At 61.7% G+C, this 24,640-nt stretch carries 21 protein-coding genes and 1 pseudogene; 11 read left to right on the forward strand and 11 right to left on the reverse strand.

Annotation, left to right across the window (positions count from 1 at the left end; genetic code table 11):
- Positions 1-9 precede the first annotated feature (9 nt).
- A pseudogene (locus tag ACRHIG_RS03125) lies at positions 10-1,421 on the reverse strand (UdgX family uracil-DNA binding protein).
- Positions 1,418-2,650 carry a putative DNA modification/repair radical SAM protein gene (locus ACRHIG_RS03130; RefSeq protein WP_489629340.1) on the reverse strand — a complete coding sequence of 411 codons (1,233 nt, stop codon included), beginning with the start codon at positions 2,648-2,650 and terminating at the stop codon, positions 1,418-1,420. Before ACRHIG_RS03130 ends, ACRHIG_RS03125 begins: the two are co-directional and overlap by 4 nt.
- Before the next feature lie 214 nt (positions 2,651-2,864).
- Here ACRHIG_RS03130 and ACRHIG_RS03135 point away from each other — a divergent pair, with 214 nt between their 5' ends.
- The 7 genes from ACRHIG_RS03135 to ACRHIG_RS03165 all read left to right on the forward strand — a co-directional run bounded on the left by ACRHIG_RS03135 (position 2,865) and on the right by ACRHIG_RS03165 (position 11,197).
- On the forward strand, positions 2,865-7,028 hold the full coding sequence (locus ACRHIG_RS03135; protein WP_489629341.1) for a DUF8616 domain-containing protein: 4,164 nt from the start codon (positions 2,865-2,867) through the stop codon (positions 7,026-7,028).
- On the forward strand, positions 7,025-7,444 hold the full coding sequence (locus ACRHIG_RS03140; protein ID WP_489629342.1) for a hypothetical protein: 420 nt from the start codon (positions 7,025-7,027) through the stop codon (positions 7,442-7,444). Before ACRHIG_RS03135 ends, ACRHIG_RS03140 begins: the two co-directional genes overlap by 4 nt.
- Positions 7,445-7,660: 216 nt before the next feature.
- Entirely contained in the window at positions 7,661-8,032 is a 372-nt protein-coding gene (locus ACRHIG_RS03145) for a hypothetical protein (RefSeq protein ID WP_489629343.1), read from the forward strand.
- A 203-nt stretch (positions 8,033-8,235) separates the two neighbouring features.
- Positions 8,236-8,994 (forward strand): molybdate ABC transporter substrate-binding protein, encoded by a 759-nt coding sequence (gene modA / locus ACRHIG_RS03150; protein WP_489629344.1) that lies wholly within the window; start codon positions 8,236-8,238, stop codon positions 8,992-8,994.
- Between the two features lie 16 nt (positions 8,995-9,010).
- The gene (gene modB, locus ACRHIG_RS03155) at positions 9,011-9,682 is read left to right on the forward strand and encodes a molybdate ABC transporter permease subunit (RefSeq protein WP_219117804.1); all 672 of its coding nucleotides are present in this window, start codon (positions 9,011-9,013) and stop codon (positions 9,680-9,682) included.
- Positions 9,679-10,389, forward strand: coding sequence for a sulfate/molybdate ABC transporter ATP-binding protein (locus ACRHIG_RS03160; protein WP_489629345.1), 711 nt, complete (start codon positions 9,679-9,681; stop codon positions 10,387-10,389). Before modB ends, ACRHIG_RS03160 begins: the two co-directional genes overlap by 4 nt.
- A gap of 40 nt (positions 10,390-10,429) precedes the next feature.
- Positions 10,430-11,197, forward strand: coding sequence for a TOBE domain-containing protein (locus ACRHIG_RS03165; protein WP_046682043.1), 768 nt, complete (start codon positions 10,430-10,432; stop codon positions 11,195-11,197).
- Between the two features lie 78 nt (positions 11,198-11,275).
- Here ACRHIG_RS03165 and ACRHIG_RS03170 read toward each other — a convergent pair whose 3' ends face one another.
- On the reverse strand, positions 11,276-13,348 hold the full coding sequence (locus ACRHIG_RS03170) for a hybrid sensor histidine kinase/response regulator (protein WP_489629346.1): 2,073 nt from the start codon (positions 13,346-13,348) through the stop codon (positions 11,276-11,278).
- Positions 13,318-14,349 (reverse strand): cache domain-containing protein, encoded by a 1,032-nt coding sequence (locus ACRHIG_RS03175; RefSeq protein ID WP_489629347.1) that lies wholly within the window; start codon positions 14,347-14,349, stop codon positions 13,318-13,320. The genes ACRHIG_RS03170 and ACRHIG_RS03175 overlap by 31 nt, the downstream gene beginning before the upstream one ends.
- Before the next feature lie 239 nt (positions 14,350-14,588).
- Here ACRHIG_RS03175 and fnr point away from each other — a divergent pair, with 239 nt between their 5' ends.
- Positions 14,589-15,347 carry a fumarate/nitrate reduction transcriptional regulator Fnr gene (fnr, locus tag ACRHIG_RS03180; protein ID WP_475417246.1) on the forward strand — a complete coding sequence of 253 codons (759 nt, stop codon included), beginning with the start codon at positions 14,589-14,591 and terminating at the stop codon, positions 15,345-15,347.
- A gap of 126 nt (positions 15,348-15,473) precedes the next feature.
- Here the strand turns inward: fnr and ACRHIG_RS03185 are convergent, their stop codons facing one another.
- The 6 genes from ACRHIG_RS03185 to ccoN are packed head-to-tail and all read right to left on the reverse strand — an operon-like array spanning position 15,474 to position 20,615.
- Positions 15,474-15,998 (reverse strand): FixH family protein, encoded by a 525-nt coding sequence (locus tag ACRHIG_RS03185; protein WP_475417245.1) that lies wholly within the window; start codon positions 15,996-15,998, stop codon positions 15,474-15,476.
- 54 nt (positions 15,999-16,052) lie between these two features.
- The gene (ccoG, locus tag ACRHIG_RS03190) at positions 16,053-17,435 is read right to left on the reverse strand and encodes a cytochrome c oxidase accessory protein CcoG (protein WP_475417244.1); all 1,383 of its coding nucleotides are present in this window, start codon (positions 17,433-17,435) and stop codon (positions 16,053-16,055) included.
- 4 nt (positions 17,436-17,439) lie between these two features.
- A complete protein-coding gene (gene ccoP, locus ACRHIG_RS03195; protein ID WP_489629348.1) occupies positions 17,440-18,360 on the reverse strand; it encodes a cytochrome-c oxidase, cbb3-type subunit III in 921 nt (306 codons plus the stop codon).
- A complete protein-coding gene (locus tag ACRHIG_RS03200) occupies positions 18,353-18,556 on the reverse strand; it encodes a cbb3-type cytochrome oxidase subunit 3 (RefSeq protein WP_314624960.1) in 204 nt (67 codons plus the stop codon). Before ACRHIG_RS03200 ends, ccoP begins: the two co-directional genes overlap by 8 nt.
- Before the next feature lies 1 nt (position 18,557).
- Positions 18,558-19,172, reverse strand: coding sequence for a cytochrome-c oxidase, cbb3-type subunit II (gene ccoO, locus ACRHIG_RS03205; protein ID WP_215410209.1), 615 nt, complete (start codon positions 19,170-19,172; stop codon positions 18,558-18,560).
- A 15-nt stretch (positions 19,173-19,187) separates the two neighbouring features.
- Positions 19,188-20,615 (reverse strand): cytochrome-c oxidase, cbb3-type subunit I, encoded by a 1,428-nt coding sequence (gene ccoN / locus ACRHIG_RS03210; protein ID WP_046681775.1) that lies wholly within the window; start codon positions 20,613-20,615, stop codon positions 19,188-19,190.
- 246 nt (positions 20,616-20,861) lie between these two features.
- Between ccoN and ACRHIG_RS03215 the strand changes: the two genes are divergently transcribed.
- From ACRHIG_RS03215 to ACRHIG_RS03225, 3 genes are all read left to right on the forward strand, one after another.
- Positions 20,862-22,802: a T6SS effector phospholipase Tle3 domain-containing protein gene (locus ACRHIG_RS03215; RefSeq protein WP_489629349.1), complete on the forward strand. Its 1,941-nt coding sequence runs from the start codon at positions 20,862-20,864 to the stop codon at positions 22,800-22,802.
- Between the two features lie 13 nt (positions 22,803-22,815).
- Positions 22,816-22,998, forward strand: coding sequence for a hypothetical protein (locus ACRHIG_RS03220; protein ID WP_489629350.1), 183 nt, complete (start codon positions 22,816-22,818; stop codon positions 22,996-22,998).
- A 171-nt stretch (positions 22,999-23,169) separates the two neighbouring features.
- Positions 23,170-24,468: a hypothetical protein gene (locus tag ACRHIG_RS03225; RefSeq protein WP_489629351.1), complete on the forward strand. Its 1,299-nt coding sequence runs from the start codon at positions 23,170-23,172 to the stop codon at positions 24,466-24,468.
- On the opposite strand, the gene ccoS is transcribed toward ACRHIG_RS03225, so the two are convergent.
- Positions 24,456-24,638, reverse strand: coding sequence for a cbb3-type cytochrome oxidase assembly protein CcoS (gene ccoS, locus ACRHIG_RS03230; RefSeq protein WP_100875003.1), 183 nt, complete (start codon positions 24,636-24,638; stop codon positions 24,456-24,458). The two genes, ACRHIG_RS03225 and ccoS, sit on opposite strands and share 13 nt — an antisense overlap.
- Positions 24,639-24,640: the final 2 nt, after the last annotated feature.

Genomic DNA, 24,640 nt, shown 5'->3' on the forward strand with positions numbered 1-24,640 from the left:
AAGCCAGAACTAGCGTTCAAGCAGCTGCAACGCCTGCCGTAAGCCATCGACGATCACCGCGTAGGCCTGGCGCCGGCTTTCTTCGTCCCGTGCGCGCAGCACATATGACGGGTGATACACGGTCACCACCCAGCGCCCTTCATGTTCGATGGGCGTGCCGATCAGCGGCGTCATGCTGGCCGCGCCATCCTGCAGCACGGCTTTCAATGCCGTGCTGCCCAGCGCCACGATCACCTGCGGTTGCACGCTTCGTAGTTCTTCCTCCAGCCAGCCGCGGCAGGCGAGGATCTCGCCTTGGGCCGGGGTTTTGTGCAGGCGGCGCTTGCCGCGTGGTTCCCATTTGAAATGCTTGACGGCATTGGTCAGATAGATGCTGTCGCGCGCCATGCCCGCTTCCTGCATGGCCTGATCCAGCAGCGCACCGGCCGGGCCGACGAACGGCAGTCCGGCCAGGTCTTCCTGGTCGCCCGGTTGTTCCCCGACGAGCATGATGCGGGCGGTGTGCGGGCCTGTGCCGGGCACGGCTTGCGTGGCGTGCTGCCACAATGGGCAGCGGCGGCACTGCTCCAGCGTCGTGGCGATCTCGCGCACCGGCTGGGCCCGTTCTGCGCTGATCGGGATCATGGCGGCACCCTGGCGCTGTCCCACGCTGGCGGTCTGGCCCGTGCGGCGCTCGCCGTTGGCGGCGCCGCTCAGCATGGCGGGCACGATGGCGCCTTCGGGCAGGTTTTTCCAGAAGCGCGAGGGGATATGGCTGTGCAGCAAGTCAGCATTCACGCGGGCCGGATTGAAGATGCTGCGGTAATACGTCAGCCACAGGGCTTCGCCCGCGTCGTCGATGTCGGCCGCGCCGCGCAGCAGGGCCGGTCCCGCGTGTAAGGTGGCGCCATCCCACAGCATGCTGGCGCCGGGCGTGGCGATCATCCAGCTGATGGAGCCCATGCGGCGCGCGAAGTGGCGCGCCACTTGCGGCAGCACCGCGTGCGTGGGTTCGAACCAGGCCACGAAGCGGGGGCGCCGTCACTTTCCGGCCGCTCGCGGAAGCGCACGTAGGCATGCATGTCGTGCTCCTCGCGGTGCACGGCCTTGACCATGGCGTGCAGGCGCGCGCCGTCCGCGTCGGCCGGGGACACCACGTCGTGCTGGCCCTGCTGCCAGCGCCACAGCACCTGATACAGGAAGGCCCAGCGGTCATGCACGTTGAAACAGGCGGCGCTCTCCAGCAGTTCCACCAGCTGGCGGGGCAGGCGCAGCGGTGGCGCGCCGGTATCCGTGGCCTCTGGCGTGGAAGAAAACAGGTCGCCCTCGCCGGGCTGCGATTGCCAGGCCACGTCGGCAGGCGGCACGCCGCGCGCGATCAGTTCGCGTGCCGCTGCGCGCCACGCGTCGAACGATTGCGCCAGCCGCACGAACGTACTCATGCGGCCTGCAGCTCCGGCCATAAGTTCAATTGCTGCGGCGCATCGGCCATGGCGCGGCGCAAGTGTTCCGAGGCGGTCGTGTCGCGCGCGGGAAAGTAGTCGGCCGTGATGATGAAGGGGGCACTCTTTTTCATGCTGCAGCGCAGGCGCGACAGGTCGGCATAGCGCACCTGGCGCAAACGGCGCAGGTCGACGATGCGCTGCGCGTTGCGCAGGCCGATGCCGGGCACGCGCGCGATCATGTGCTGCGCCGCGCGGTTCAAGTCCAGCGGAAAATGTTCGCGGTGCGCCAGCGCCCACGCCAGTTTCGGATCGATGTCGAGCGCCAGGTTGCCGCCGCTGGCGGGCAGCAGTTCGTTGGCCTGGAAACCATAGCTGCGCAGCAAGAAATCGGCCTGGTACAGCCGGTGTTCGCGCAGCATGGGCGGCGGCGCCAGCGGCACGCTTTTCGGACTGTCGGGGATCGGGCTGAAGGCCGAGTAGTACACGCGCTTGAGTTTATAGCTGCCGTACAGGGTTTCGGCCGTGGCGAGGATCTGCTGGTCGTCGCTGGCGTCGGCGCCGACGATCATCTGTGTGCTTTGCCCGGCCGGCGCGAAGCGGGGCGAGCGCGGTTCTTCCGCCTTTTCATCGAGCTTGCGGCGGATGGCGCCCATGGCCAGCTTGATCGTGTGCACGCTCTTTTCCGGTGCCAGCTTTTGCACGCTGTCCTGCGTCGGCAGTTCGATATTGACGCTGAGCCGGTCGGCATAGCGGCCCGCCTGCGCGACCAGGGCCGGGTCGGCGTCGGGGATGGTTTTCAGGTGGATGTAGCCGCGGAACTGGTGTACCTCGCGCAACTCGCGCGCTACCTGCACCAGTTGCTCCATCGTGTAGTCGGCCGAGCGGATGATGCCGGAACTGAGGAACAGGCCGTCGATGTAGTTGCGCAGGTAAAAGTCGCTGGTCAGTTTCACCACTTCGGCCACCGTAAAGCGCGCGCGCGGCACGTTCGAGGTACGGCGGTTGACGCAGTACTGGCAATCGTACAGGCAGTAATTCGTCAACAGTATCTTCAGCAGCGAGACGCAGCGCCCGTCCGGCGTGTAGCTGTGGCAAATGCCCATGCCCGAGGTGGCGCCAAAGCCGTCTTTTCCGATGGAATCGCGCTTCGGCGCGCCGCTGCTGGCGCAGGACGCATCGTACTTGGCCGCATCGGCCAGGATTTCCAGCTTGTCCGTCAATTCCATGGCTCACCTCGATATACTGTGTTTATATACAGTATATCAGGGAATGCCGTGTGCTATCACTTGCATGAAGCTGGGTTGTTGATCCAGGGAGGAATGGCCTTCACACCGTAAGGACATTGCATATAAGTAATGAAATATAGTGCTAGGATGTAAATGTTAGCTGGAGTTTCATTCTTGGAGACTCTTAGCCAAAAAATACCTCCGATCCACTCTCATGTTCAGCCTATTCCAGAAAAAACTCGTTTTAGTATTCCTCGTCCTCTTCTTCCAGAGCCCGTTTGTGCAAAGCTACACCATGCCGACGATCACCGTCACCGCCGAGCGCGAGCGGCAGGCGTATGAAGACTGCGTTGCCATGAGCGGTGTATTTTGCCGCTGGCCCGGCGACATGTTCGACGTCTACAACCGTCCCTCGCGCGGTGCCGGCACGCCAGGCCCCGCCAATACCGATGCCGCGCCATCGAATGCCAATACGAATATCAATCGCTGCGGCGCCATGACGGCGCACCCGGTGGTCATTGCCACCGGCGAGAAGATCAAACCCGAGGTGGATTTCCAGTCATTGGGTCTGTACGGCCTGGGGTTGAAGAGAACTTATCGCAGCAAGCATGCGGTCGGTACTTTATTTGGACCACAGTGGCTCTCCAACGTGGATGTGCCCAGGTTGAATGAACCGAATTGCGGCAATACGGGAACGGGGCGATGCATACCCCGTTCTGTGACGGTGACCGATCCCACCGGCAGCACGACCAATTATCAATTTGTCGGAGAAAACGAGTTTCCCTCCACCTTGGACCCGAAAGCCGGTTCTTACTTATACCTGTCAGGAAAATCGGCACGCAGGGGAGAAATGGTCTACACGCCAGGAATGGGATGGGTCCTGTGGGCCAACGGCAATACCTACACCTACAACAAGGTGGGGGCCATCGTCTCCATCGTGGAAGGTGCCGGCGCGCAACTCAATTTCCAGTACGGCGCCAATCCGAATCAGCTTGCCAGCGTCAGCAACAGCAGCGGCCAGCTGATCCAGTTCACCTGGGGCGGCAATGGCAAGGTGAGCCGAGTGCGTGATCCTGCAGGCAACGACTGGAACTATGAATACCATGCCAGCGGCATGCTTGCCAAAGTCACTGCGCCCGCCAGCCAGGAGGTGCGCGAGTATCACTACGAGACGGCACATCCCGCTTTATTGACCGGTATCAGCATCAATGGGCAGCGCCATAGCCGCTATGCGTATTTTGCCGATGGCCGGGTCAGCGAGAGCGGCCTCGAGGGTGGAGAGGAGCGCGAGACGTTCGTCTATGGCGCCAATCAAACGACGGTGACCGATGTGCGTCAACAAGCGACCACCCACAAGTTTGCCCTGATCGGTGGCGAGCTGAAGCCGACATCGGTTTCCCGCGCCGGCACGGCGACGTGCGCCGCGGCGGCCGCCAGCACCGCGTATGACGCCAACGGCTACGTCGACTATACGCTGGACTGGAATGGCAACAAGACGGACTACAGCTATGACAAGGATGGCCATCTGTTGAGCAGGACTACGGCGGCAGGCACGGGCGCGGCGCAAACGGTCGTGCATAGCTGGAATGGGAATGAGATTGAGAAGACCGAATACCGCAATGCGGGCAACGTAGCCTATTTGCGCGTCAGCTACACGTATTACCATGCATGGGCCCCATCGGGAAAGCTCGAGAGCGAAACCTGGGATGACCTGAAGACCGGCAAGCAAAAGAAATTCGTGCACACGTACACGTTTTATCCGAACAGCACCATGTCAAGCTGGACAGTATCGCGCAGCCTGCCTGGTGGCGCGGCAGTCACGCGCTATGACTACGACACGCGCGGCAACTTGACCAGCATGACGAATCCGCTGGGCCACCAGCAAGCATGGGCAGGCCATGACGGCATGGGGCGTCCATCGGGCTATACCGACAGCAATGGCGTCGCCAGTACCTATGCTTACGATGGCATGGGCCGCCTGCTGGCAACGACGCTCAATGGCAGCCAGACGACGCATCTTGCCTATCATGCGGGCGACCTGGTGCGTTCCATCAGTTATCCGGACGGCAGCATGACGCAGTATCAATACACTGCGGGCGGCCGGGTCGAATATGTCGGCAATGCGCTGGGGGAATTTACGCATATTGCCGTGAATGTTCCTGACAACAGCGTGCGTGTGAGTTCCGCCCTGCATCACGCGGAGGTGAGTGCTGGCCTGCCAGTTCCAGTTGCTGCGGGAGAGTTGAGCACCACGACGGAAATGGATACGCTGGGCCGTCCGTTTGGCGAGCTTGGCAATCATGGCCAGCGCCTCGACAAACGATACGATCACAATGGCAATCTCGTGAGCGTCACCGATGCGGCTGGGCGCTCAACCTTATATGCGTATGACGCGGCGAATCGTCTCGTCAAGAGTACCGCGCCCGATGGCGGGGTGACTGTACTGGCCTACGATGCCGAGGGTATGTTGGCATCGGTAACCGATCCGCGTCCATTGCAAACGCGCTATACCTATAATGGTTTTGGCCAAGTCATTAGCGTGGTCAGTCCGGATACGGGTACCACCACATATGGCTATGACACTGCGGGCCGGTTGGAAAGTGAAACACGTTCCGATGGCAGAGTTACCCGCTACACCCTGGATAGTCTGGATCGTCAAATTTCACGCAGCAATAGCGGTGAAACCGAGAAATTTACCTATGACGAGGGACGGTTTGGCAAGGGGCGTCTGACTGGTTTCACGGATCTTACGGGGTACACCGGCTACGCCTACAACGCATATGGGCAGCTCACTGTACAAGCCAATAATATATACGGCAGCAACTATACGACTGTCTGGGACTATGATGCTGCGGGCCGCCTGGAGGGTATCCATTACCCATCGGGCACACGTACTTTTTATTCGTACGATGCATACGGCCGCGTGAGTGAGCTCTTGACGAATGTGACTGGCGTATGGACAAAACTGGCTGACTCAGTGCTGTATCAGCCAGTCAGCGGTAAGCCCCATGCTTGGCGTTACGGGAATAATTTGCCGCGCAGGGTGACGCTGGATGTGGATGGCCGAATTACGCGCATTTCCGGCAATGTGGAAAACGTGGAATATCGCCATAACAATACGAATCAGATCATTGCCATGATCGATGCGGGCAATGAACATATGACCCAGGGAATTGACTATGATGCGGCTGACCGCGTAGGACTGGTGACGCGCCGGATCGATTATCAGAGTTTCTCCTGGGACCAGGCTGGCAACCGGACAGGCCAGTCCCGGAAGGGCAGCAATTATGGTTTTGCGCTCGACAGCGGCAGCAACCGGCTTGCATCCTGGAGCGGCAACGGTGAATTCCGTAACTTCAGCTACAACCCCGTGGGCACGCTGGCCAGCGAAATGCGCCATGATGGCAGCCGTTCCTATACCTACGATGGATTCAACCGCATGCGCGGCATTCTGGTGAATGGCCGTTATGTCGGAGACTATCGCACCAATGCGCTGAACCAGCGTGTGCAAAAAGATGGGGCTGGTGGCATCACGCAAGCCATTTATGGTCCAGGCGGTGAACTGCTGGCTGAAATTGGAGCGCAAACCAGTCATTATTTCTGGTTCAATGGCGAGATGATCGGCATGGCGCGTGCCAACCAGGTTTATTTTAGCCATAACGACCACCTGGGCCGTCCCGAAGTCATGAGCAATGCCAGCGGTGCTGTCGTATGGCGCGCCGCCAATGCCGCATTTGACCGCACCGTCATCGTCGACACAATTGGCGGCTTGAATATCGGATTCCCGGGCCAGTACTACGATGCCGAATCGGGCCTGTGGTACAACTGGCACCGCTACTACGATGCATCGCTGGGACGGTATTTGCAGAGTGATCCGATCGGGTTGGCGGGAGGGATGAATACCTATGCCTACGTCGGGGGCAATCCACTTAGCAATATTGACCCATCGGGGCTGGCAGATCTGAATCTGTTTAATCCGAACGGTCTATATCATGACACGGTTACTTATCCTGGTGGAAATGCGTGGTCTGTGCCTTGGGCATATACCGTGGCCGGTCACGGAAATCCGGGCAATATGGAGGATCGCCGCGATGGTATCAAGCCGATTTTTGCCAACGATCTCGCAAACATGATTCGCAATGATCCCAATTGGAAAGGTCAGCCTGTCATCCTGGGGGCGTGTAATACTGGCGTCAGCCGTAATGGCAAGCCATCATTTGCGCAGCAGGTGGCCAACAAACTTGGCGTCGATGTGACAGCACCGATGGATTTTAGCTGGTACGCTCGGTCAGGCATGCTGGGCGCTGGCCCTTATCCAAGCGGACCACCGATTGGCCAGCCAGGACCCTGGAAATCATTTTCACCCATACGCCAATGAAAATACTTACCTTGTTAATCTGTCTGCTGATTGGCCTGTGTAGTGGATACTGGTTCTTAAAAAAAGAGCGGGATGCAATGGCCGTCAGTCCAACTGTGGAATTCAATTTGACGCCGCGAGATATCGCGAGCCTGGAAGCGCGCTCGCTTGGTGGAGATTGCGGGGCGGCTTATCAGCTTGCCAGATACCATAGCAATTTCACGCTGAAATCTGAAGAAGCCATTCGCTGGTTTCGTTTGGCGGTCAGATGTCCCGATATCAATCCCAAGGTGGAATTGATTGCTTTACTAATCGGTGACAAGAATCCGGCACATAGGGAGGAAATCAGGCAGCTGATTCAAGAGATAGGCAAGACTGATCTTCCCGCTGCCAAGCGAGCCGAAGAAGCTGTGCAAGCTGCGGACGGCGGCAAGTAAATCTGTGGTTGGACAATAGCTTACTGACTTATTCAGTGAGCTTGATCAACTCGTGTCCGCGTGCTACCACCGCACGCGGACCGGTAACATGCAGAGTATGAGTGCCGAAGGAGAATGGTCACGAGAATTGCCGTGCTCTAGGAAACAAGCAGATGGATCTTGGCAAGCCCGGCACGTCGTGATGTTTTGGTCCTTGCAATGCAGGAGGCTGAGGCCATGAAGCTGGCAATAAAACTAGGCACAGGCGCCGTTCTGCTGGTTCTTTTTGCGTATTGGGTCATGCAGGAGCGGCGTACGAGCGGTGAGGAACCTGTCGTTACGCCACTGGCACAGCGGGCGATCGATGGCGATGGGCAGGTCATTGCCGAACTGCGCCAGGAATATCTGGAGAAAGGCGAAGTCTCCACAGCGAATTACTGGCTGTATGCGGGAGCGCTGCGCGGAAATGCCGAATTGGTGGAGGAATATGCGCAACGGTTTGCGGCGATGCCGGAAGACAGGCAGGCGGCGCAAGTACAAAGTATCAGGACAAGTTCCGCATCGCCTGCGCAAAAACAGGCATTGCTGGAGAGACTGGGGAAGAATTGATCGCCTAATTCGAGCGACGAAATTGACCGGCTATGTGTTGTCACACTTCATCGGCGTACCGCAGCCGGCCTGTCCTCTCCCGGCGCTGGCTGCATTTTTCCTCATTTGCTCTTTGCCATTGCTTGATCCATGCGATGGCAGAACGCTATATATAAGTGTATATTACGCTCCTTGTTCACCGTTCACTTTACAAGGATACGATCATGCGCCTCACCTCCCTCGCCCGCCTGCTTGGCGCCGCCCTGTTCGCCACCGCCGCTACCTCCGCCCTTGCCGGCGAAGTGGTGGTGTCGGCCGCGGCCAGCCTGACGAATGCGTTCAAGGATGCGGCGCAAAGCTACGAGGCGCAGTATCCGGGCAGCAAGGTGTCCTTGAACTTCGCCGCCTCGGGCGTGCTGCTGCAGCAGATCGTCAAGGGCGCGCCCGTGGACGTGTTTGCCTCGGCCGACCAGGAAACCATGGATGCGGCGCAAAAGCAGGGCCTGGTATTGCCGGCCGACCGCATGGACTTCGTCGGCAACAGCCTGGTGCTGATCGTGCCGCACGATAGCAAGCTGGGCATCAAGGCTTTGGCCGACCTGGCGCACAAGGGCGTGACCCGCGTGGCCATCGCCAACCCGGCCAGCGTGCCCGTCGGCCGTTACTCCGAAGGCGCGCTGAAGAAGGCGAAGCTGTGGGACGCCGTGCAAGCGAAGGCCATCGGCACGCAGAACGTGCGCCAGTCGCTCGATTACGTGGCGCGCGGCGAAGTCGATGCGGGCTTTGTCTACGCCACCGATGCGGCCATCATGAAGGATAAAGTGAACGTGGTGCTGGAGGTGCCGCTCGACGCACCCGTGCTGTACCCGATCGCCACCATCAAGGGCAGCGGCAATGCGGCCGAAGCGAAGCGCTTCGTCAGCTATCTGCAGACGGCGCCGGCACAAGCCATCCTGGCCAAATACGGGTTTAAAAAGCCATAAAGTAGAACGACTGCACATGGATATCGCCTGGACCGCGCTGGCCCTGTCGCTGAAAGTTGCGGCCTGGGCCACGGCGCTCAATTTGTTGCTCGGCATCGGTACGGGCTATCTGCTGGCGCGCACGCGTTTTCCCGGGCGCGAGCTGCTCGACGCCCTGTTGACCCTGCCGATGGTGATGCCGCCCACCGTGCTTGGCTATTACCTGCTGGTGCTGCTGGGGCGGCGCGGCACCCTGGGCGTCTGGCTGCAGGACAACTTCGGCATCAATCTGATCTTTACGTGGCAGGGCGCCGTGATCGCCTCCACCGTCGTCGCCTTTCCCCTCGTCTTCAAGCCCGCGCGCGCCGCCTTCGAAGCCGTCGACGGCCAGCTCGAGCAGGCGGCTCGCGTGCTGGGCATCTCCGAAATGGCGATTTTCTTCCGCGTCACCTTGCCGCTGGCCTGGCGCGGCATCCTCGCCGGCGTGCTGCTGGGATTCGTGCGCGCGCTGGGCGAATTCGGCGCGACCCTGATGGTGGCTGGCAGCATTCCCGGCAAGACGCAGACTTTATCCGTCGCCGTGTATGAAGCCGTGCAGGCGGGCCAGGACGACGTGGCCAACACCCTGGTGCTGATCACCTCGGCCGTGTGCATCGTGGTGCTGCTGTCGGCTGGCCGCCTGGCGCCCGGGCGCATCGCTCATAAATGACCGCTATGCAACTCGACCTCGACATTCGCGCCACCTTGCGCTCCGGCAAACGCCGCTTCGACCTGCAGGTGCAATGCACCTCAGGCAGCCAGCGCATCGCCATGTATGGCCCGTCCGGCGCCGGCAAGAGCATGACCCTGAAAGCCATTGCCGGACTGTTTACACCGGACGCGGGCCATATCCGCCTGAACGGGCGCACCCTGTTCGATTCGGCCGCCGGCATCAACTTGCCGCCGCAGCAGCGCAATATCGCCTACCTGTTCCAGGATTACGCGCTGTTTCCGCACCTGACGGTGCGCCAGAACGTGGGCTTCGGCCTGGCGCGCGGCTGGTTCAATCCCCGCGCGCGCGAAAAATTGCAGAAGGTCGAGCATTGGCTCGACGCGTTTCACTTGCAGGAACTGGCGCACCAGTTCCCCGACGAGTTGTCCGGAGGCCAGCGCCAACGGGTGGCGCTGGCGAGGGCGCTCGTGGCCGAGCCAGACGCGTTGCTGCTCGACGAGCCGTTCGCCGCCCTCGATCCGGCCCTGCGTGTCAAAATGCGCCTGGAACTGAGCCAGTGGCAGCAGCGCCTGGACGTGCCCATGATCCTGATCACCCATGATCCGGAAGATGCGCGCATCCTGGGCGAGCATGTGCTGTACTTGCGCGACGGACAGATCGATAACAGGGAAGAACACATGGCATTGGGTGAACGCATTGGATAAATCAGCGGCAGCGGAAATCGGCCTGCAAGGCTCGGTATGGATGACGGTGGGCGGCGAGCACCTGGGCGGCGCCGGCCGGGTGGAATTGCTGGGCGCGATCGCCGAATGCGGCTCCATCACGCAGGCGGCCAAGCTTGTGAAGATGAGCTACAAGGCGGCCTGGGACGCCATCGACGCGATGAACAACCTGGCGGGTGAGCCGCTGGTTGAGCGCTTGACGGGCGGCAAGGGCGGCGGCGGCACGCGCCTGACGCAGCGTGGGCGCCAGCTGGTCGACAATTTCCGCATCATCGAGCGCGAGCATGCCCGCTACCTGCGCCAGCTGGGCAGCCAGGCGGAAGGCATCGCAGACGATCTTTTACTCATACGGAGAATGGCCATGAAAACCACGGCACGCAATCAATTCCTGGGCAAGGTGGCCGAACTGAAACAGGGTGCCGTCAACGACGAAGTCACCCTGGAATTACCGGGTGGACAGCACATCGTGGCCATTGTCACGCAAGGCAGCAGCGCCAGCCTGGGCCTGGTGCCGGGCGCGGAAGCGTTTGCGCTGATCAAGGCGTCGTCGATCATCCTCGTGGCCGACAGCGCAGGGGCGCGCTTCTCCGCGCGCAACCAGCTGGCCGGGCTGGTGACGCGCGTGCAGACGGGCGCCGTGAACACGGAAGTGGTGCTGGACTTGCCGCGCGGCGGCACCATCGCCGCCATCATCACCAATCAGAGCAGCACCGAGCTGGGTATTGAGATCGGCAGCAAGGTGACGGCGATTTTCAAGGCCTCCAGCGTGATCCTGGGCGTGCCGGCGTAAATGGGGTAGGTCGGATTAGCGCGCAAGCGCGTAATCCGACAAGGTTCCGGGGTCTGACCCCGGTTTTACGTTGCAGGCTTAATCTTTCAGCCTGGACAACCAATCCGCTGCCGCCGCCAGCGCCTGTTCCAGCTCCTGCGCCGTCTGCGCCAGCAGCGCCGGCACCTCGTCGAGCCGGCCCGCATCGATGGCTTCCTCGGTGGCGAAGGCGGCGCGGATCAGGCGTTTCGTGCCCAGGGTGCCGACGGAGCCGCGCACGCTGTGCAGGATGCGCGCCACGTCGCTGTGGCGGCCGGTCTGCAACGCCGTTTCGGCGTCGCGCACGGGCGTCATGCCCTTGTTCAGCGCGTCTTCCACCATGCGCCGCAGCACGCCGCGCCCTTTCGCGTCGCGCCCCATCACGCGCATCAGCGGCGCCATGGAAAACACTTCCTCATCGGCGACGGGCGCCGGCCCGGCCGTCTGCACTGGCGGGCGCTTGGGCAGGTGGCGCAGGATGACTTCCATCATCTCTTCCACCACCACGGGCTTGGCGATGAAATCGCTGATGCCGGCCGTCATGCAGCGTTCGCGCTCGGACGCCAGCACGCCGGCCGTCATGGCGATCACGGGCAGGCTCAAGCGCAGTTCCGTGCGGATGATGTGGGTGGCGCTGAAACCATCCATGACGGGCATCTGCATGTCCATCAGCACGATGTCGTAGCGCAGCGCTTCCGTGCGCAGCCGTTCCACGGCTTGCAAGCCGTCGCCCACCACGTCCAGGGTGGCGCCCATGTGTTCGAGGATGCCGCGCGCCACGGCCTGGTTCAGGTGGTTGTCCTCCACCAGCAGGAAATGCACGCCGGCCAGTTCCGTGCCCAGCGGCTGGTGCAGGATGCGCTGCTCGCCGCCGTCGTGCTTGGCAATCAGCGCCTGGTGCAGGGCATCGAACAGGCTCGAGCCCGTGATCGGTTTCATCAGCACGACGTCGGCCTCGGCCGCGCTGGAGATTTCCTCCAGGTGGTTGCGGGCGAAGGCGTTGACCATCACCACGATGGGCTGGCGCTGGCCGGCGGCCGCCTGGCGGATGGCCTTGGCCGTGGCCAGGCCGTCCATCACGGGCATGTGCCAGTCGGCCAGCACCACGTCGTACGGTTGCTGCTGCGCCAGGCGTTCGCGGTACAGTTCGATGGCGGCAAAGCCGGAGTCCACTTCGTCGGCCAGCCAGCCCCATGCCTCGATCAGCTTGACGATCAGTTCGCGCGTGGTGCGGTTGTCGTCGGCCACCAGCAGGCGCAGCTGGCCCAGGGTGGGCGTGCGCCGCGTTTCGGCCGGCTGCGCCAGCATGTCGAACGGCACGCTGAACCAGAAGCGGCTGCCCTTGCCTTCGCTGCTGGCGACGGCGATGTCGCCGCCCATCATGTGGATCAGCTGTTTGCTGATGGCCAGGCCCAGGCCCGTGCCGCCGAAGCGCCGCGTGATGCTCTGGTCGCCCTGCGAAAACGCGGCAAACAGCTGCTGTTGCTGCAGTTCCGTCATGCCGATGCCCGTGTCGCGCACTTCGAAGCGTAGCCAGGCGCGCCCGTTCTCTTTCTCGGCCAGGCTGACGGCCACCACCACTTCGCCGCTCTCGGTAAACTTGATGGCGTTGCCGGCCAGGTTGACGAGGATTTGCTGCAGCCGCTGGGCGTCGCCCACGAGGCGGCGCGGCACATCGGGCTCGACGGCAATCGCCAGTTCCAGCTCCTTTTCGCCCGCATTCATGGTCATCGTCGTGGCCAGCGTGTTCATGACCTCGTCGAGGTCGAATTCGACGGGCGACAATTCCATGCGGCGCGCCTCGATCTTCGAATAATCGAGCACGTCGTTGAGGATGCCCAGCAGCGACTGGCCCGCCACGCGCACCATGGTCAGATACTTGCGCTGTTCCGTATCGAGCTTGGTATTGCCCAGCAAATACACCATGCCCAGCACGGCATTGAGGGGCGTGCGGATTTCATGGCTCATGTTGGCCACGAAATCGCTCTTCGCGCGGTTGGCCGCCTCGGCCCGGTCGCGCTCCTGTTCCAGCTCCGCCGCGCGCGATTCGAGTTCCTGCTGCAGCCGGTCGCGTTCGCTCATCAGGCCGTTGAAGGCTTCCGTCAGCTCGCCGATCTCGTCGCGCTGCTGCACGGGAACGGGGTGAAACGGCTGCCGCTGGTGCGCAGCGCCTGCAGGGTGTCGCGCAGGCGCACCAGGGGCGACAGCAGGCGTACGGTGACCCAGCCCAGCACGGCTGCGGCCAGCAGCGAGGCGAGGATGCTCCACAGCACCAGCCGGTACAGCACGCCGTCGAACGGTTCGAAGGCGTCGTCGAGGGGCAGCGAGGCGGCCAGCAGCCAGTTCACCGATTTCAGGCGCTTGAAGCTGTTGACGGCCGTGATGCCGCGGCTGTTGGTGCTGACCATGCTGCCTTCGCCATCGTCCTTCAGCAGCTGAGTGGTCGTCAGGTTGGCGTTCGGCAGGCGCGGCTGCAGCAAACGGCTGGTATCGGGGTGCAGCACGTAGCGCGGCACGGCGCCGCGCGTGAGGATGAAGTAATAGCCGCTCTTGCCGATCTTTTCCGAGCGCAAACGCCCCAGCAGGTTGTCCTTGTACAGGCGCAGCACGCCGATCACCACGCCGGCCACCTGGCCGTCGGCGGCCAGCACGGGCGCCACCATCTGCACGATGGGCATGCCGCTCGATTTGCCCAGCATCGGCTCGGTGATCATGGGCTGGCGCGTGCGCAGCACGGTCTGGAAATACTCGCGCTCGGCGACGTTGATGCCGGCGCGCCCCGCCACTTCCGGCATGTCGGCCACGACGGCGCCGTGCGCGTCGAGCACCAGCACGTCGTCGAACAGCACCAGCATCGAGCGGCGCGAATAGTATTCGCGCAACTGGGCGGGCTGGGCGATCAGTTCCGGCGGCTGCTGCCGGGCCGTCAGGGTGACGATCTGCAGCAGCATCCCCAGCTTGTCGTCGAGCTCGGCGGCGGTGCGGCTGATCAGGGACGACTGCTGGCTCAGCAGTACCCGGGTGAAATCGTCGCGCATGTGCTGCACCTGGATCATGGTGACCAGCGCGATCATGGCGATCGAGGTCAGGCTGGTGGCCAGCGCGACTTTTGCTTTGATGCCGAGAGGCTTCATGATTTCCTTTTCAGTACCGGGCGGCACAGGCGGCAAATAATGCTGTCAGGAATTTTCCTATCAATACCCCAGCTTGGCAAGCGCCGCCACGCAAATTGCCCTCTCCGCATGGGCTTTTGACGATGTTGCCATATAATTAAAGGCGGGACGTCGTTTATTCGGTGAAATTGCGGTGAAATTGGCACACGGCAACCCTGTATGCAGTAAACTTGTTGTTGCATTTTCTAAAAGGTACCGACATGACTGAAGCGCTACTCACTCCAACCTTGCCCACAGTGACCGTGGAAGCGTTGCGTGCGCGATGCTCGACCTGCAGCATGCATCAATTGTGCCTGCCGATGGGCCTCGATGTGGGCGACATGGACAGGCTGGACCAGATCATCGGCCGCCGCCGCAAGATCGTGCGCGGCGCCTCGCTGTTCCGCATCGGCGACTCGTTCCAGAACCTGTACGCGATCCGCCTGGGCCACTTCAAGACCTACCAGATCAATCCGGGCGGCGAAGAGCAGGTGACGGGTTTCCAGATGGCTGGCGAACTGCTGGGCATGGACGCCATCAGCGCCGACCGCCACCACTGTAATGCGGTGGCCCTGGAAGACAGCGAAGTGTGTGAAATCCCGTTTTCCAGCCTGGAACAATTGCTGGGCAACATGCCGACCCTGCTGCGCCATTTCCACCGCATGATGAGCCAGGAAATCACGCGCGAGCAAAGCGTGATGCTGTTGCTGGGCAATATGCAGGCGACGCAGCGCTTTGCCGCCTTCATCGTCAACCTGGCGTCGCGCTATGAAGCGCGCGGCTATTCGAGCAGTAAATTCCAGTTGCGCATGTCGCGCGAGGAAATCGGCAACTACCTGGGCCTGACCATCGAAAGCGTCAGCCGTTTATTGTCGAAATTCAAGAAGGAAGGCTGGCTGCGCGTCTCCAACCGAGAGATCGAGATCCTGCAGCCGGCGAAATTGAAGGCCATTACGGCCGGCACGGACGTCTGCAAATAACAGCACCGTCAAAACCTACTGCGCGTCGCGCTTTGCGGCCTGCGATGCTCGCTGTGCTCTAGCACAGCTGCGCTTCTCAGCCACAAATCACTGCCGCTCGCTACGGTTTTTTCCCGGCGCTGTACGTTATAGCTCTTCATCCGCGTGCAGCGCGATGCTGCGTTGCAGCGGCCAGGTCCAGATACCGGACAGGCGCCACTCGCGCTTGTCATTTTCCACCAGCACCTGCCAGCGGCTGCGTTCGAGCATCGGCAGCGCCACGGAAAAATTGCCGGCCGCATCGGGCTGCACCAGCAGCTTGATATCCTTTTCCGGCAGGGTCGCATGCGCCAGGTGCAGCAGCAAAGGCCTCTGGTACGCCTTGCCGAAGCTGTGCACGGAACCGCTCAGGCGCGCTGCGGCGACGTCATACGCCAGGGTCGTATCCATGGCCAGGTCGCTGGCGATCGTGTCGCGCTTCAAATCCTGGTTGATGGCCTTGCCCTGCTTGTAATAGTCGCCCACCACCAGCGCATCGGGTTGTGTAAACGCGATATAACCCATGAAGCTGCCGACGACCACGGACAGGCCGGGACCGATCATCAGCAGCCATGGCCAGCGGTGCTTGTACCACGGGGCAACGGGGGCTTGCAGTTTCAGACTGTCGGACATGCTATTTCTCCTGTGTAAATGGCCGGCCCCCATGCGGGGACCGGCCTTCCTGCATTAGCGCGGCACGATGAAGACCGCGCTTTCGCGCACGTGCAGCGACGGGTCGTCCAGCGAGTGCAATTCGATTGCAATCTTGTTCGAACCCTTCTCGCCGACGCCGTGCGGCACGCGCAGGCGGATCGGCCAGCCCAGCGTTTCCGTCGGCTGCAACGTCACTTCCTCGCGTGTCAGCAAGGTCAGGCCCGGCAAGCCGGATGCGCTGATTTTGAAATGCTGGCTTTGCTCGGAGGTGTTCATGATCTGCAGGCGGTAGACGTTTTCGATCATGCCGTCTTCCACTTCGCGTCCCATCGAACCGCGGTCGCGGATCACGTCCATTTTCAGCGGCGTGCGCAGGGCCAGCGAAGTACACACGGCGATGATGATCAGGGCCAGGATGGAAGTGTAGATCAGCACGCGCGGGCGCATGGCGCGCTGGCGGATCTGCTTCGAATTGAAGTTGTTTTCCATCGCATGGTCGGTGCTGTAGCGTATCAGGCCACGCGGCCGTTCGACCTTGTCCATCACGGTATTGCAGGCATCGACGCAGGCGGCGCAGCCGATGCATTCATACTGCAGGCCGTTGCGGATATCGATGCCGGTCGGACACACCTGCACGCACAGGGTGCAGTCGATGCAGTCGCCCAGCTTGTCGTTGTTGCCAGCCTTCTTGCTCATGGCGCCGCGTGGTTCGCCGCGCTTGGCATCGTAGGTGATGATCAGCGTGTCCTGGTCGAACATGGCGCTCTGGAAGCGCGCGTAGGGGCACATGTATTTGCACACCTGCTCGCGCAGCCAGCCTGCGTTGCCGTAGGTTGCCAGGCTGTAGAACAAGACCCAGAACCATTCCCAGGGACCGAAATTGAGGGTGGTCACCTCGCGCGCCAGTTCCTTGATCGGCGTGAAGTAGCCGACAAAGGTAAAGCCCGTCCACAGGGCGATGGCGCCCCAGACCAGGTGCTTGGCCGTCTTCTTGAATGCCTTGCGCACGGAGGGACCCTGCCTGTCGAGGGCCATGCGCGCGCTGCGCGTGCCCTCGATGCGGCGTTCGACCCACAGGAAGATTTCCGTGTATACCGTTTGCGGGCAAGAAAAGCCGCACCATACCCGCCCGGCAATGGCCGTGACGAGGAACAACAAATACGCACAGATGATCAGCAGGGCCGCCAGATAGATGAAATCCTGGGGCCACAGCACGACGCCGAAAATGTAGAACTTGCGCGTGGTCAAATCGAACAGCAGGGCTTGCCTGCCATTCCAGGTCAACCACGGCAAGCCGTAGAACGCGAGCTGGGTAAGCCATACGCATACCCATCGCCAGGTAGCGTAGCGTCCTTTGGCCTCGCGAGGGTAGATTTGCTCGCGGGCCGCATACATCTTGATGACTTGAGGTTCCATTACATCATTTCACGGGCGTCTGGGGATTCGACAGGCTCCAGACATACGCCGACAGCACGTGTACCTTGGATTCGCCGAGGAAATCGCTGAAGGCCGGCATGGTGTTGCTGCGTCCCTTGCGCACGGTTTCCATGATGGTATCGGCGCTGCCGCCGTACAGCCACACCTTGTCCGTCAGGTTAGGCGCACCGAGCATCTGGTTGCCCTTCGCATCGGCGCCGTGACAGGCCATGCAGGCGCCAAACTTGGCCTTGCCCAACACGGACTTGACGGGGTCCGAGGTGGAACCGGACAGGCTCAGCACGTAATGGGCCACGTTCTCGACATCCTTTTCGGAGCCCAGCGCGGCGCCCATCGGCGGCATCTGCCCATTGCGGCCGTGCATGATGGTGGTCTTGATGATGTCGGGTTCGCCGCCATACAGCCAGTCCTTGTCCGTCAGGTTGGGGAAGCCCTTGTTGCCGCGCGCATCCGAACCGTGGCATTGCGCGCAGTAGGTCAGGAACAAACGCTGGCCGATGGCTTGCGCCTGCGGATCGGCCGCCACCGTCTTCAAGTCCTGGCTCAGGTACTTGTTGAACAGGGGACCGTAGTCGGCTTCCGCCTTCTTCAGCTCTTCCTCGTACTGGCCCGTCGATTTCCAGCCCAGGCTGCCGGCGTAGTTGCCCAGGCCCGGATACAGGAACAGGTAGGCCAGCGCGAAGACGATGGTGATGTAGAACAGCCACATCCACCAGCGCGGCATCGGCGTATTGAGTTCCTTCAAGTCCTCGTCCCACACGTGGCCCGTGGTGCCGTCGGCGGGGGCGCCGGCGGCCACTTTCACTTTCGACTGGGAGTACAGCAGCACGCCGCAGCCGATGATGCCCAGCAGGGACAGCACGATGACATAGATATTCCAGAAGCCATTGGTAAAGTCAGCCATGGTTGCGCTCCTTCGCCAGGTTCATTTCGGCCTCGGCCGGATAGTCGAGCGCGTCGTCGGCGAACGGCAGGCGCGCCGCCGCGTCGAAGTCGCTGTTGCTGCGGCTGAACGTCCACCACAGGATGCCCACGAACGTCGTAAAGGAAACCACCGTCATGACGCTGCTGGCGCTGTCAAACAGGTTTTCGATTGCCATGCTAATTCCTTGTTTTGATTAATGTACCGAGGCCTTGCAGATAGGCGACCAGGGCGTCTTCTTCCGTCTTGTCCTGCAGCTGCGCGGGGCCGGCGGCGATTTCCGCATCGCTGTACGGCTGGCCCAGGCGTTGCAGGGCGCGCATCTTCGGCATGATGTCGTCAGGCACCAGCTTAGTCTTCGCCAGCCAGGGGTAGGCCGGCATGTTCGACTCGGGCACCACGTCGCGCGGGTTGTTCAAGTGCGTGCGGTGCCATTCGTCGCTGTAGCGGGCGCCCACGCGGGCCAGGTCGGGACCCGTGCGCTTGGAACCCCACTGGAACGGACGGTCGTAGACGAACTCGCCGGCGACCGAATAGTGGCCATAGCGTTCCGTTTCCGCGCGCAGCGGACGCACCATCTGCGAATGGCAGTTGTAGCAGCCTTCGCGCACGTAGATGTCGCGGCCCGCCAGGCGCAGCGGCGAATACGGCTTCAGGCCGGCGACGGGCTCCGTCGTGCTCTTCTGGAAGAACAGGGGAACGATCTCGACGGCGCCGCCGATGCTGATCACCACCGTGACCAGGGCGATCAGCAGCCAGGGGTTTCTCTCAATCCATGCATGTGAAAATTTCATTTGCTTTTGCTCCTATCAGGCGTGCGCCGCGTTCAGTTCCGGAATGCGGGCGACGGGGAGTTTGCTGCCGCGCAAGGTCATCCAGGTGTTGTAGCCCATGATGCACATACCCGACAGGTACAGCAGGCCACCGGCCACGCGCACCACGTAGTACGGATACGTCGCTTTCACGCTCTCGACAAAGGTGTAGGTCAGGGTGCCGTCCGGATTGACCGCGCGCCACATCAGGCCTTGCATCACGCCGGCGATCCACATTGCCGCGATGTACAGCACGATGCCGATGGTGGCTACCCAGAAGTGCACGTCGACCAGGCGCGTGCTGTGCATCTGCGTGCGGCCCGCCAGGCGCGGCAGCAGGTAGTAGATCGAACCCATGGTGATGAAGCCCACCCAGCCCAGGGCGCCCGCATGCACGTGGGCAACGGTCCAGTCGGTGTAGTGCGACAGCGAGTTGATGGTCTTGATCGACATCATCGGACCTTCGAAGGTGGCGATGCCGTAGAACGACAGCGAGACGATCATGAATTTCAGGATCGGGTCGGTGCGCAGCTTGTGCCAGGCGCCCGACAGGGTCATGATGCCGTTGATCATGCCGCCCCAGCTTGGTGCCAGCAGGACCAGCGAGAAGACCATGCCGATCGATTGCGTCCAGTCAGGCAAGGCCGTGTAGTGCAGGTGATGCGGGCCCGCCCACATGTAGGTGAAGATCAGCGCCCAGAAGTGGACGATCGACAAACGGTACGAGTACACGGGGCGCTCGGCCTGTTTCGGGATGAAGTAGTAGACCATGCCCAGGTAGCCGGCGGTCAGGATGAAGCCCACCGCGTTATGGCCGTACCACCACTGGATCATGGCGTCCTGCACGCCCGCGTAGGCGGAATACGATTTGGTGAACGAGGCAGGCATGACGGCGCCATTGACCACGTGCAAGATCGTCACGGCCAGGATGTAGGCGCCGAAGAACCAGTTGGCCACGTAGATGTGCTTGACCTTGCGCTTGATCAGGGTGCCGAAGAAGACGATGGCGTAGGCGATCCAGACGACGGCGATGAGGATGGCGATAGGCCATTCCAGCTCGGCGTATTCCTTGCCGCGGGTCAGGCCCATGGGCAGGCTGACGACCGCGCACAGGATCACGGCTTGCCAGCCCCAGAAGGTGAAGGCGGCCAGCTTGTCGGAAAACAGGCGCACCTGGCAGGTGCGTTGCACGACGTAGTACGAGGTGGCGAACAGGCCGCAGATGCCGAAGGCGAAAATCACCGCATTCGTGTGCAGCGGACGCAGACGCCCGTATGTCAGCCATGGTATGTCGAGGTTCAGGGCAGGCCAGGCCAGCTGAGCGGCGATGATAACGCCAACCAGCATGCCGATGATGCCCCATACCACAGTAGCGACCGCGAATTGCTTCACGATCTTGTAGTTATAGTTCAGCGATTGATCCACAAAGACTCTCCCTGGAATTACTATTTATGATGGTGGCCAGAGAGTAAGTGTTTGACCGCGAAAAAACTTTGATGTGGATCAAAATTCCCCGGATGAAATAAGCGTAGCGAACTGGCATCGAAATAAAGTGATATTCCGGTCAAAAAAGCCATGCAAGATCCCTGCAACAGCTGGCTTGACATGGCGTAAAACGTGCATGGAAGCAATGACTTACAGTGGCTTGTCCAGACACGCCCAAGGCCCGCCATGGAAGACCCCGAACGCCGCGACCCGTTTGATGCCCAGGTGGACCTGGTCGTCGGCAAGGCCGAGGGCACGACCCTGTTCAGTCACTGCCTGCTCGATTGCCTGCAGCAGATGCCTTCGCCGGGCATCGTCATCTTCGTGCATGGCGTCAATTCCGACGGCGAGTGGTACGGCGCGGCCGAAGCCGGCTTGTGCCAAGGCCTGAACACGCGCATGAAGCGCTGCGACGAGCACATGGCGCATGCCACGGCGCAGGCGGGGCAGCTGACGCCGGTGGGCTATCGGAGCGAACTGAGCGATGACGGCTATGTCGATCCCGACTACACGGCTGCCACCTTCATCGGGCCGCCAGCGCATTTCTCGCCCGTGATCCAGTTCCGCTGGGGCTACAAGGCCAGCGACAGGGAATTGCAGCAATATGGCGATTCGGTCTACCTGAACGAACACGCTTACTGGGGCGGCGGCCCGTTCGCCAATGGCTGCTCCTCCCTGCCTGACCTGTGGGGCGAGGGTCTGTCGGACGCCCTCTTCCTGTTCATCCACATCGAGCATCTGAATCCCGTCAACGACCGCATCGTGTATGCCTGCCCGCCGCGCCCCTATTTCGTGCTGGCCGCGCTGCGCCTGGCGCACCTGGTGGCGGCCATCCGCCGGCAGCAGGCCGACGTGCCGATTACCCTTGTCTGCCACAGCCAGGGCAATATGGTGGGCATGGCGGCCGCATTTCTGGGCAATAAGATGGCCAAGGTGCAGGATGCGGCAGGCAAAAGCGGGCGCTGCGTGGCCGATACCTATGTCTTGTGCAACCCGCCCTACAGCCTGTTGCGCAGAAACGATACGGAAGGCTGGCTGCAGGGGCAGGTCAGGGATGTCGATGGCAATGTGGGCCGGCAGAGCGGCGAGGCGCGCCGCAAGACCCTGGCGGCGTTTTTCGACATCGTGCGCGGCCAGGCCACGGAGCCGCCCATGTCTGCCGCGCTGGCGGACATGGCCGCCAACGTGCGCCATGATTTCACCCTGGACAAGGACAGGGCCGCCTATGCCTGCGGCCCGCAGCCCACGACGCGCGGTCGCGTCACCCTGTATTGCAATCCGCACGACCAGGTGATTTCCGCCACGCCCATCCAGGGCATGGGCTGGTTGGGTCTGAGCGCCGAAGAGATCAAGGCCACGCGCGGCGCCGGCGTGTTTACTCAGCGCGTGTTTGCGCAAGGCTTTCCCGTTGGCCAGCACGGCGATTATGACTATTGGAGCAATCACTATCGCCAGCCCGCGCGGGGCAGCGCCGATTTCTGGCATCCCCGTTCGCCGATTTCCAGATACGACCCGGACAAGGGCATGCGCGCCAGTACCAGCGCGGCCGGAAAGGCGGGGACCGTGCGCACGGCCTCCGCCATGTCGGCCCTCATGAAGATGCTGAAGACGCCCATCAATGCCGTGCCGCCGGACGACTGGCGCATCCCCGTGACGGCGCCCGCCTTGCCGGAAGTGTTTACACCGCAGGCCGTGCGCTTTGGCGTACCTAGTCCGCAGTTCGACCAGAATCTCGATCCGCCCGGCACGCATCGCCATGCGGGCAAGGCACGTCAGAAAGGCGAGCCGTATGCCGATACAAGCGTGGGCGGCACGCCGCAGGGCGACCGCAATACCGAGGCGGCACTGCGCTACGAAGACCATGCCCGCCTGCGCATGAAGGCCCGCCGCGGGAAGCTCGACGGCCTTGACGGCAAGGCGATGATGGAAGACGACCTGTCCACGGCCACGCCGGAATATTTGCAATGGCGCAAGCAGGAAATCCAGGGGCAACTGGCGGCCACCTGCGACACGCATGCGACCGACCACTCCACCATCCTGAGCAATCCCCGGCATGCGGAAATGGCGCTGGCGTATGACGTGGCGATTGGGGGGCTCATATCGGTGAGGAGGCGATGCGGGAATTGAGAGTGATTGCGGATTGGCGATTGTTGAAGGAGCTGGAAAAAGGGGTAATCCAAACAGAATTTTTCTTGAATATTTCAAGCTTGGTTTGTTTAAGAAAAAGCCGTTATTGGAGTGGGTTCAAAGTGATGGCAGCACAGGGCGCATGCCTTCTGAAATTGTGGATGAGCGTATGTACAAGCGCCCGGAGACATCCTGATGCGTAACTTGATTGCTACCTTTCCGCGCAGGCTGGGTTGGAGCATGTGCGTATTCAGTCTTGCGTCTGGTATTGCACTCTGGTCTGTATTGCAGACCGGGCCAACCGATGTTCCTCTTGAAGGAGGATTGCTGATGAAACGACTATTGTTGATGCCTGCATTACTGGCGCTTGCCGTACTTTTTAACGTCGGCCAGCGCCAGCAAGGCGCCGGTAGCCATACCGATTGCCGCCGTCGCGCCCATTGCGCCAGAGCAACCGTACATGGCGCAGGTGGTGGGTGTGCAGTGGCTCAATCCCCTGCAGCGGCGCGATTATCCGACCGAATGGCAATTGCTGTGGACGCTGGGCCTGGCCAAGCCGAACAAGGACGATAGCAAAGTGAAAGAGAATCCTGTGCGTTTTGGCAAGGTGCAATCGATCGGCATGATTGCTTCTGGCAACAAGGGGCGGGAAACATTCAATGGATATCATGAAAAGTATGTGGAGGAATTGATCACGCTGTTTCATGATATTTATTTCTCGAGCGAAGAATATTTTTATAACGCCCATTCGTTGACTGATAAATCCACGCGCCGTGAATTGGCCGGCATCCATGTTGAATATGCCCTACCGGCCGGGCGGCTTGATCCCGTGGAAGCGGCGGAATATTTGCGCGAGGAGATTGTCGATACCTTCAGCATCGGCAACCCCCATTTCCCCGATTCCTGGACCACGGCCACGCCGCCCGACGTGCGCGTCACCCTGGGCGGCGCCAACGCGGGTTTTACGTCCCTGGCAGCGGGGTTGTCTTACCTGCAGGCCAATCCCGACAAGACGGTGTGGGTGATGAACTGGGATGCGCCCAGTTATCCGCCCAGGGATGAGCAGATCAATGAAAACATGGTCCTGCTGGTGCTGGCCGGTCCCGGCTACAAGACGGAGCGCGCGCCGCTGGCGTGGCTGGGCTTTCCCGCCACGTGCAAGGTCGCCGATTTCACTGCCGGCAAGGGCGCTTCCCCGCGCACCGTGCAGGCGTGGAGCGCTGCCATCGACGCTGCCGCCCGGAACGCGCAACTGGCCGACAGTGCCATCGGCTACGTCATCCACGATGCGGGCAGCAGCTATCCTGTTTCGTCGGAGCGCATTGGCCCGCTGGCTCAAAGCCTGACGCAGCAATTGCCCGACTTCGATTTCAACAAGCAGACCTTCAACATGCCGGCGCTGCTGGGTGAAACGGGCGCCGGCACGGCGCTGACCAACGTGGCGCTGGCCATCGGTTATGCCAACCACGTGGGCCGGCCCGTGCTGGTGGCGGGCAGCAGCGACAGCGAGAGCGCGACTGCCGTGGTGGTGGCGCCGCCGGCCGTCTTGCGGCCCATCGACCACGAGCAGCCGTGGTTCCGCGCGCGCGGCGGCAATACCGTGTTCTTGCCGTGGTGGGGCCGGCGCTTCGATGCGCGGCCGGGGTCGCAAGGCTATTCGCGCTGAGGCGCGGGCGGGGCGGCCGCTTCCGGCGGCGTGTCGTCGTCCTGCAGCACGCGCAGGCCCGGTCCGACGAGGTCGTCGAACTGGCCGCTGTCCGAAGCCGTGAAATACACCCACAGGGCGATAAAGACGACCACGACGCTCAAGGGGATGAGGAGATACAGTGCTTCCATGT

The organism is Janthinobacterium sp. C22 (genome assembly GCF_057919405.1).

Excerpts from the sequence above, each read along its gene's own strand:
- ACRHIG_RS03130 (WP_489629340.1), bottom strand. The coding sequence starts at position 2,650 with ATGGAATTGACGGACAAGCTGGAAATCCTGGCCGATGCGGCCAAGTAC.
- ACRHIG_RS03135 (WP_489629341.1), top strand. The coding sequence starts at position 2,865 with ATGTTCAGCCTATTCCAGAAAAAACTCGTTTTAGTATTCCTCGTCCTC.
- ACRHIG_RS03140 (WP_489629342.1), top strand. The coding sequence starts at position 7,025 with ATGAAAATACTTACCTTGTTAATCTGTCTGCTGATTGGCCTGTGTAGT.
- ACRHIG_RS03145 (WP_489629343.1), top strand. The coding sequence starts at position 7,661 with ATGAAGCTGGCAATAAAACTAGGCACAGGCGCCGTTCTGCTGGTTCTT.
- modA (WP_489629344.1), top strand. The coding sequence starts at position 8,236 with ATGCGCCTCACCTCCCTCGCCCGCCTGCTTGGCGCCGCCCTGTTCGCC.
- modB (WP_219117804.1), top strand. The coding sequence starts at position 9,011 with ATGGATATCGCCTGGACCGCGCTGGCCCTGTCGCTGAAAGTTGCGGCC.
- ACRHIG_RS03160 (WP_489629345.1), top strand. The coding sequence starts at position 9,679 with ATGACCGCTATGCAACTCGACCTCGACATTCGCGCCACCTTGCGCTCC.
- ACRHIG_RS03165 (WP_046682043.1), top strand. The coding sequence starts at position 10,430 with ATGACGGTGGGCGGCGAGCACCTGGGCGGCGCCGGCCGGGTGGAATTG.
- ACRHIG_RS03175 (WP_489629347.1), bottom strand. The coding sequence starts at position 14,349 with ATGAAGCCTCTCGGCATCAAAGCAAAAGTCGCGCTGGCCACCAGCCTG.
- fnr (WP_475417246.1), top strand. The coding sequence starts at position 14,589 with ATGACTGAAGCGCTACTCACTCCAACCTTGCCCACAGTGACCGTGGAA.
- ACRHIG_RS03185 (WP_475417245.1), bottom strand. The coding sequence starts at position 15,998 with ATGTCCGACAGTCTGAAACTGCAAGCCCCCGTTGCCCCGTGGTACAAG.
- ccoG (WP_475417244.1), bottom strand. The coding sequence starts at position 17,435 with ATGGAACCTCAAGTCATCAAGATGTATGCGGCCCGCGAGCAAATCTAC.
- ccoP (WP_489629348.1), bottom strand. The coding sequence starts at position 18,360 with ATGGCTGACTTTACCAATGGCTTCTGGAATATCTATGTCATCGTGCTG.
- ACRHIG_RS03200 (WP_314624960.1), bottom strand. The coding sequence starts at position 18,556 with ATGGCAATCGAAAACCTGTTTGACAGCGCCAGCAGCGTCATGACGGTG.
- ccoO (WP_215410209.1), bottom strand. The coding sequence starts at position 19,172 with ATGAAATTTTCACATGCATGGATTGAGAGAAACCCCTGGCTGCTGATC.
- ACRHIG_RS03215 (WP_489629349.1), top strand. The coding sequence starts at position 20,862 with ATGGAAGACCCCGAACGCCGCGACCCGTTTGATGCCCAGGTGGACCTG.
- ccoS (WP_100875003.1), bottom strand. The coding sequence starts at position 24,638 with ATGGAAGCACTGTATCTCCTCATCCCCTTGAGCGTCGTGGTCGTCTTT.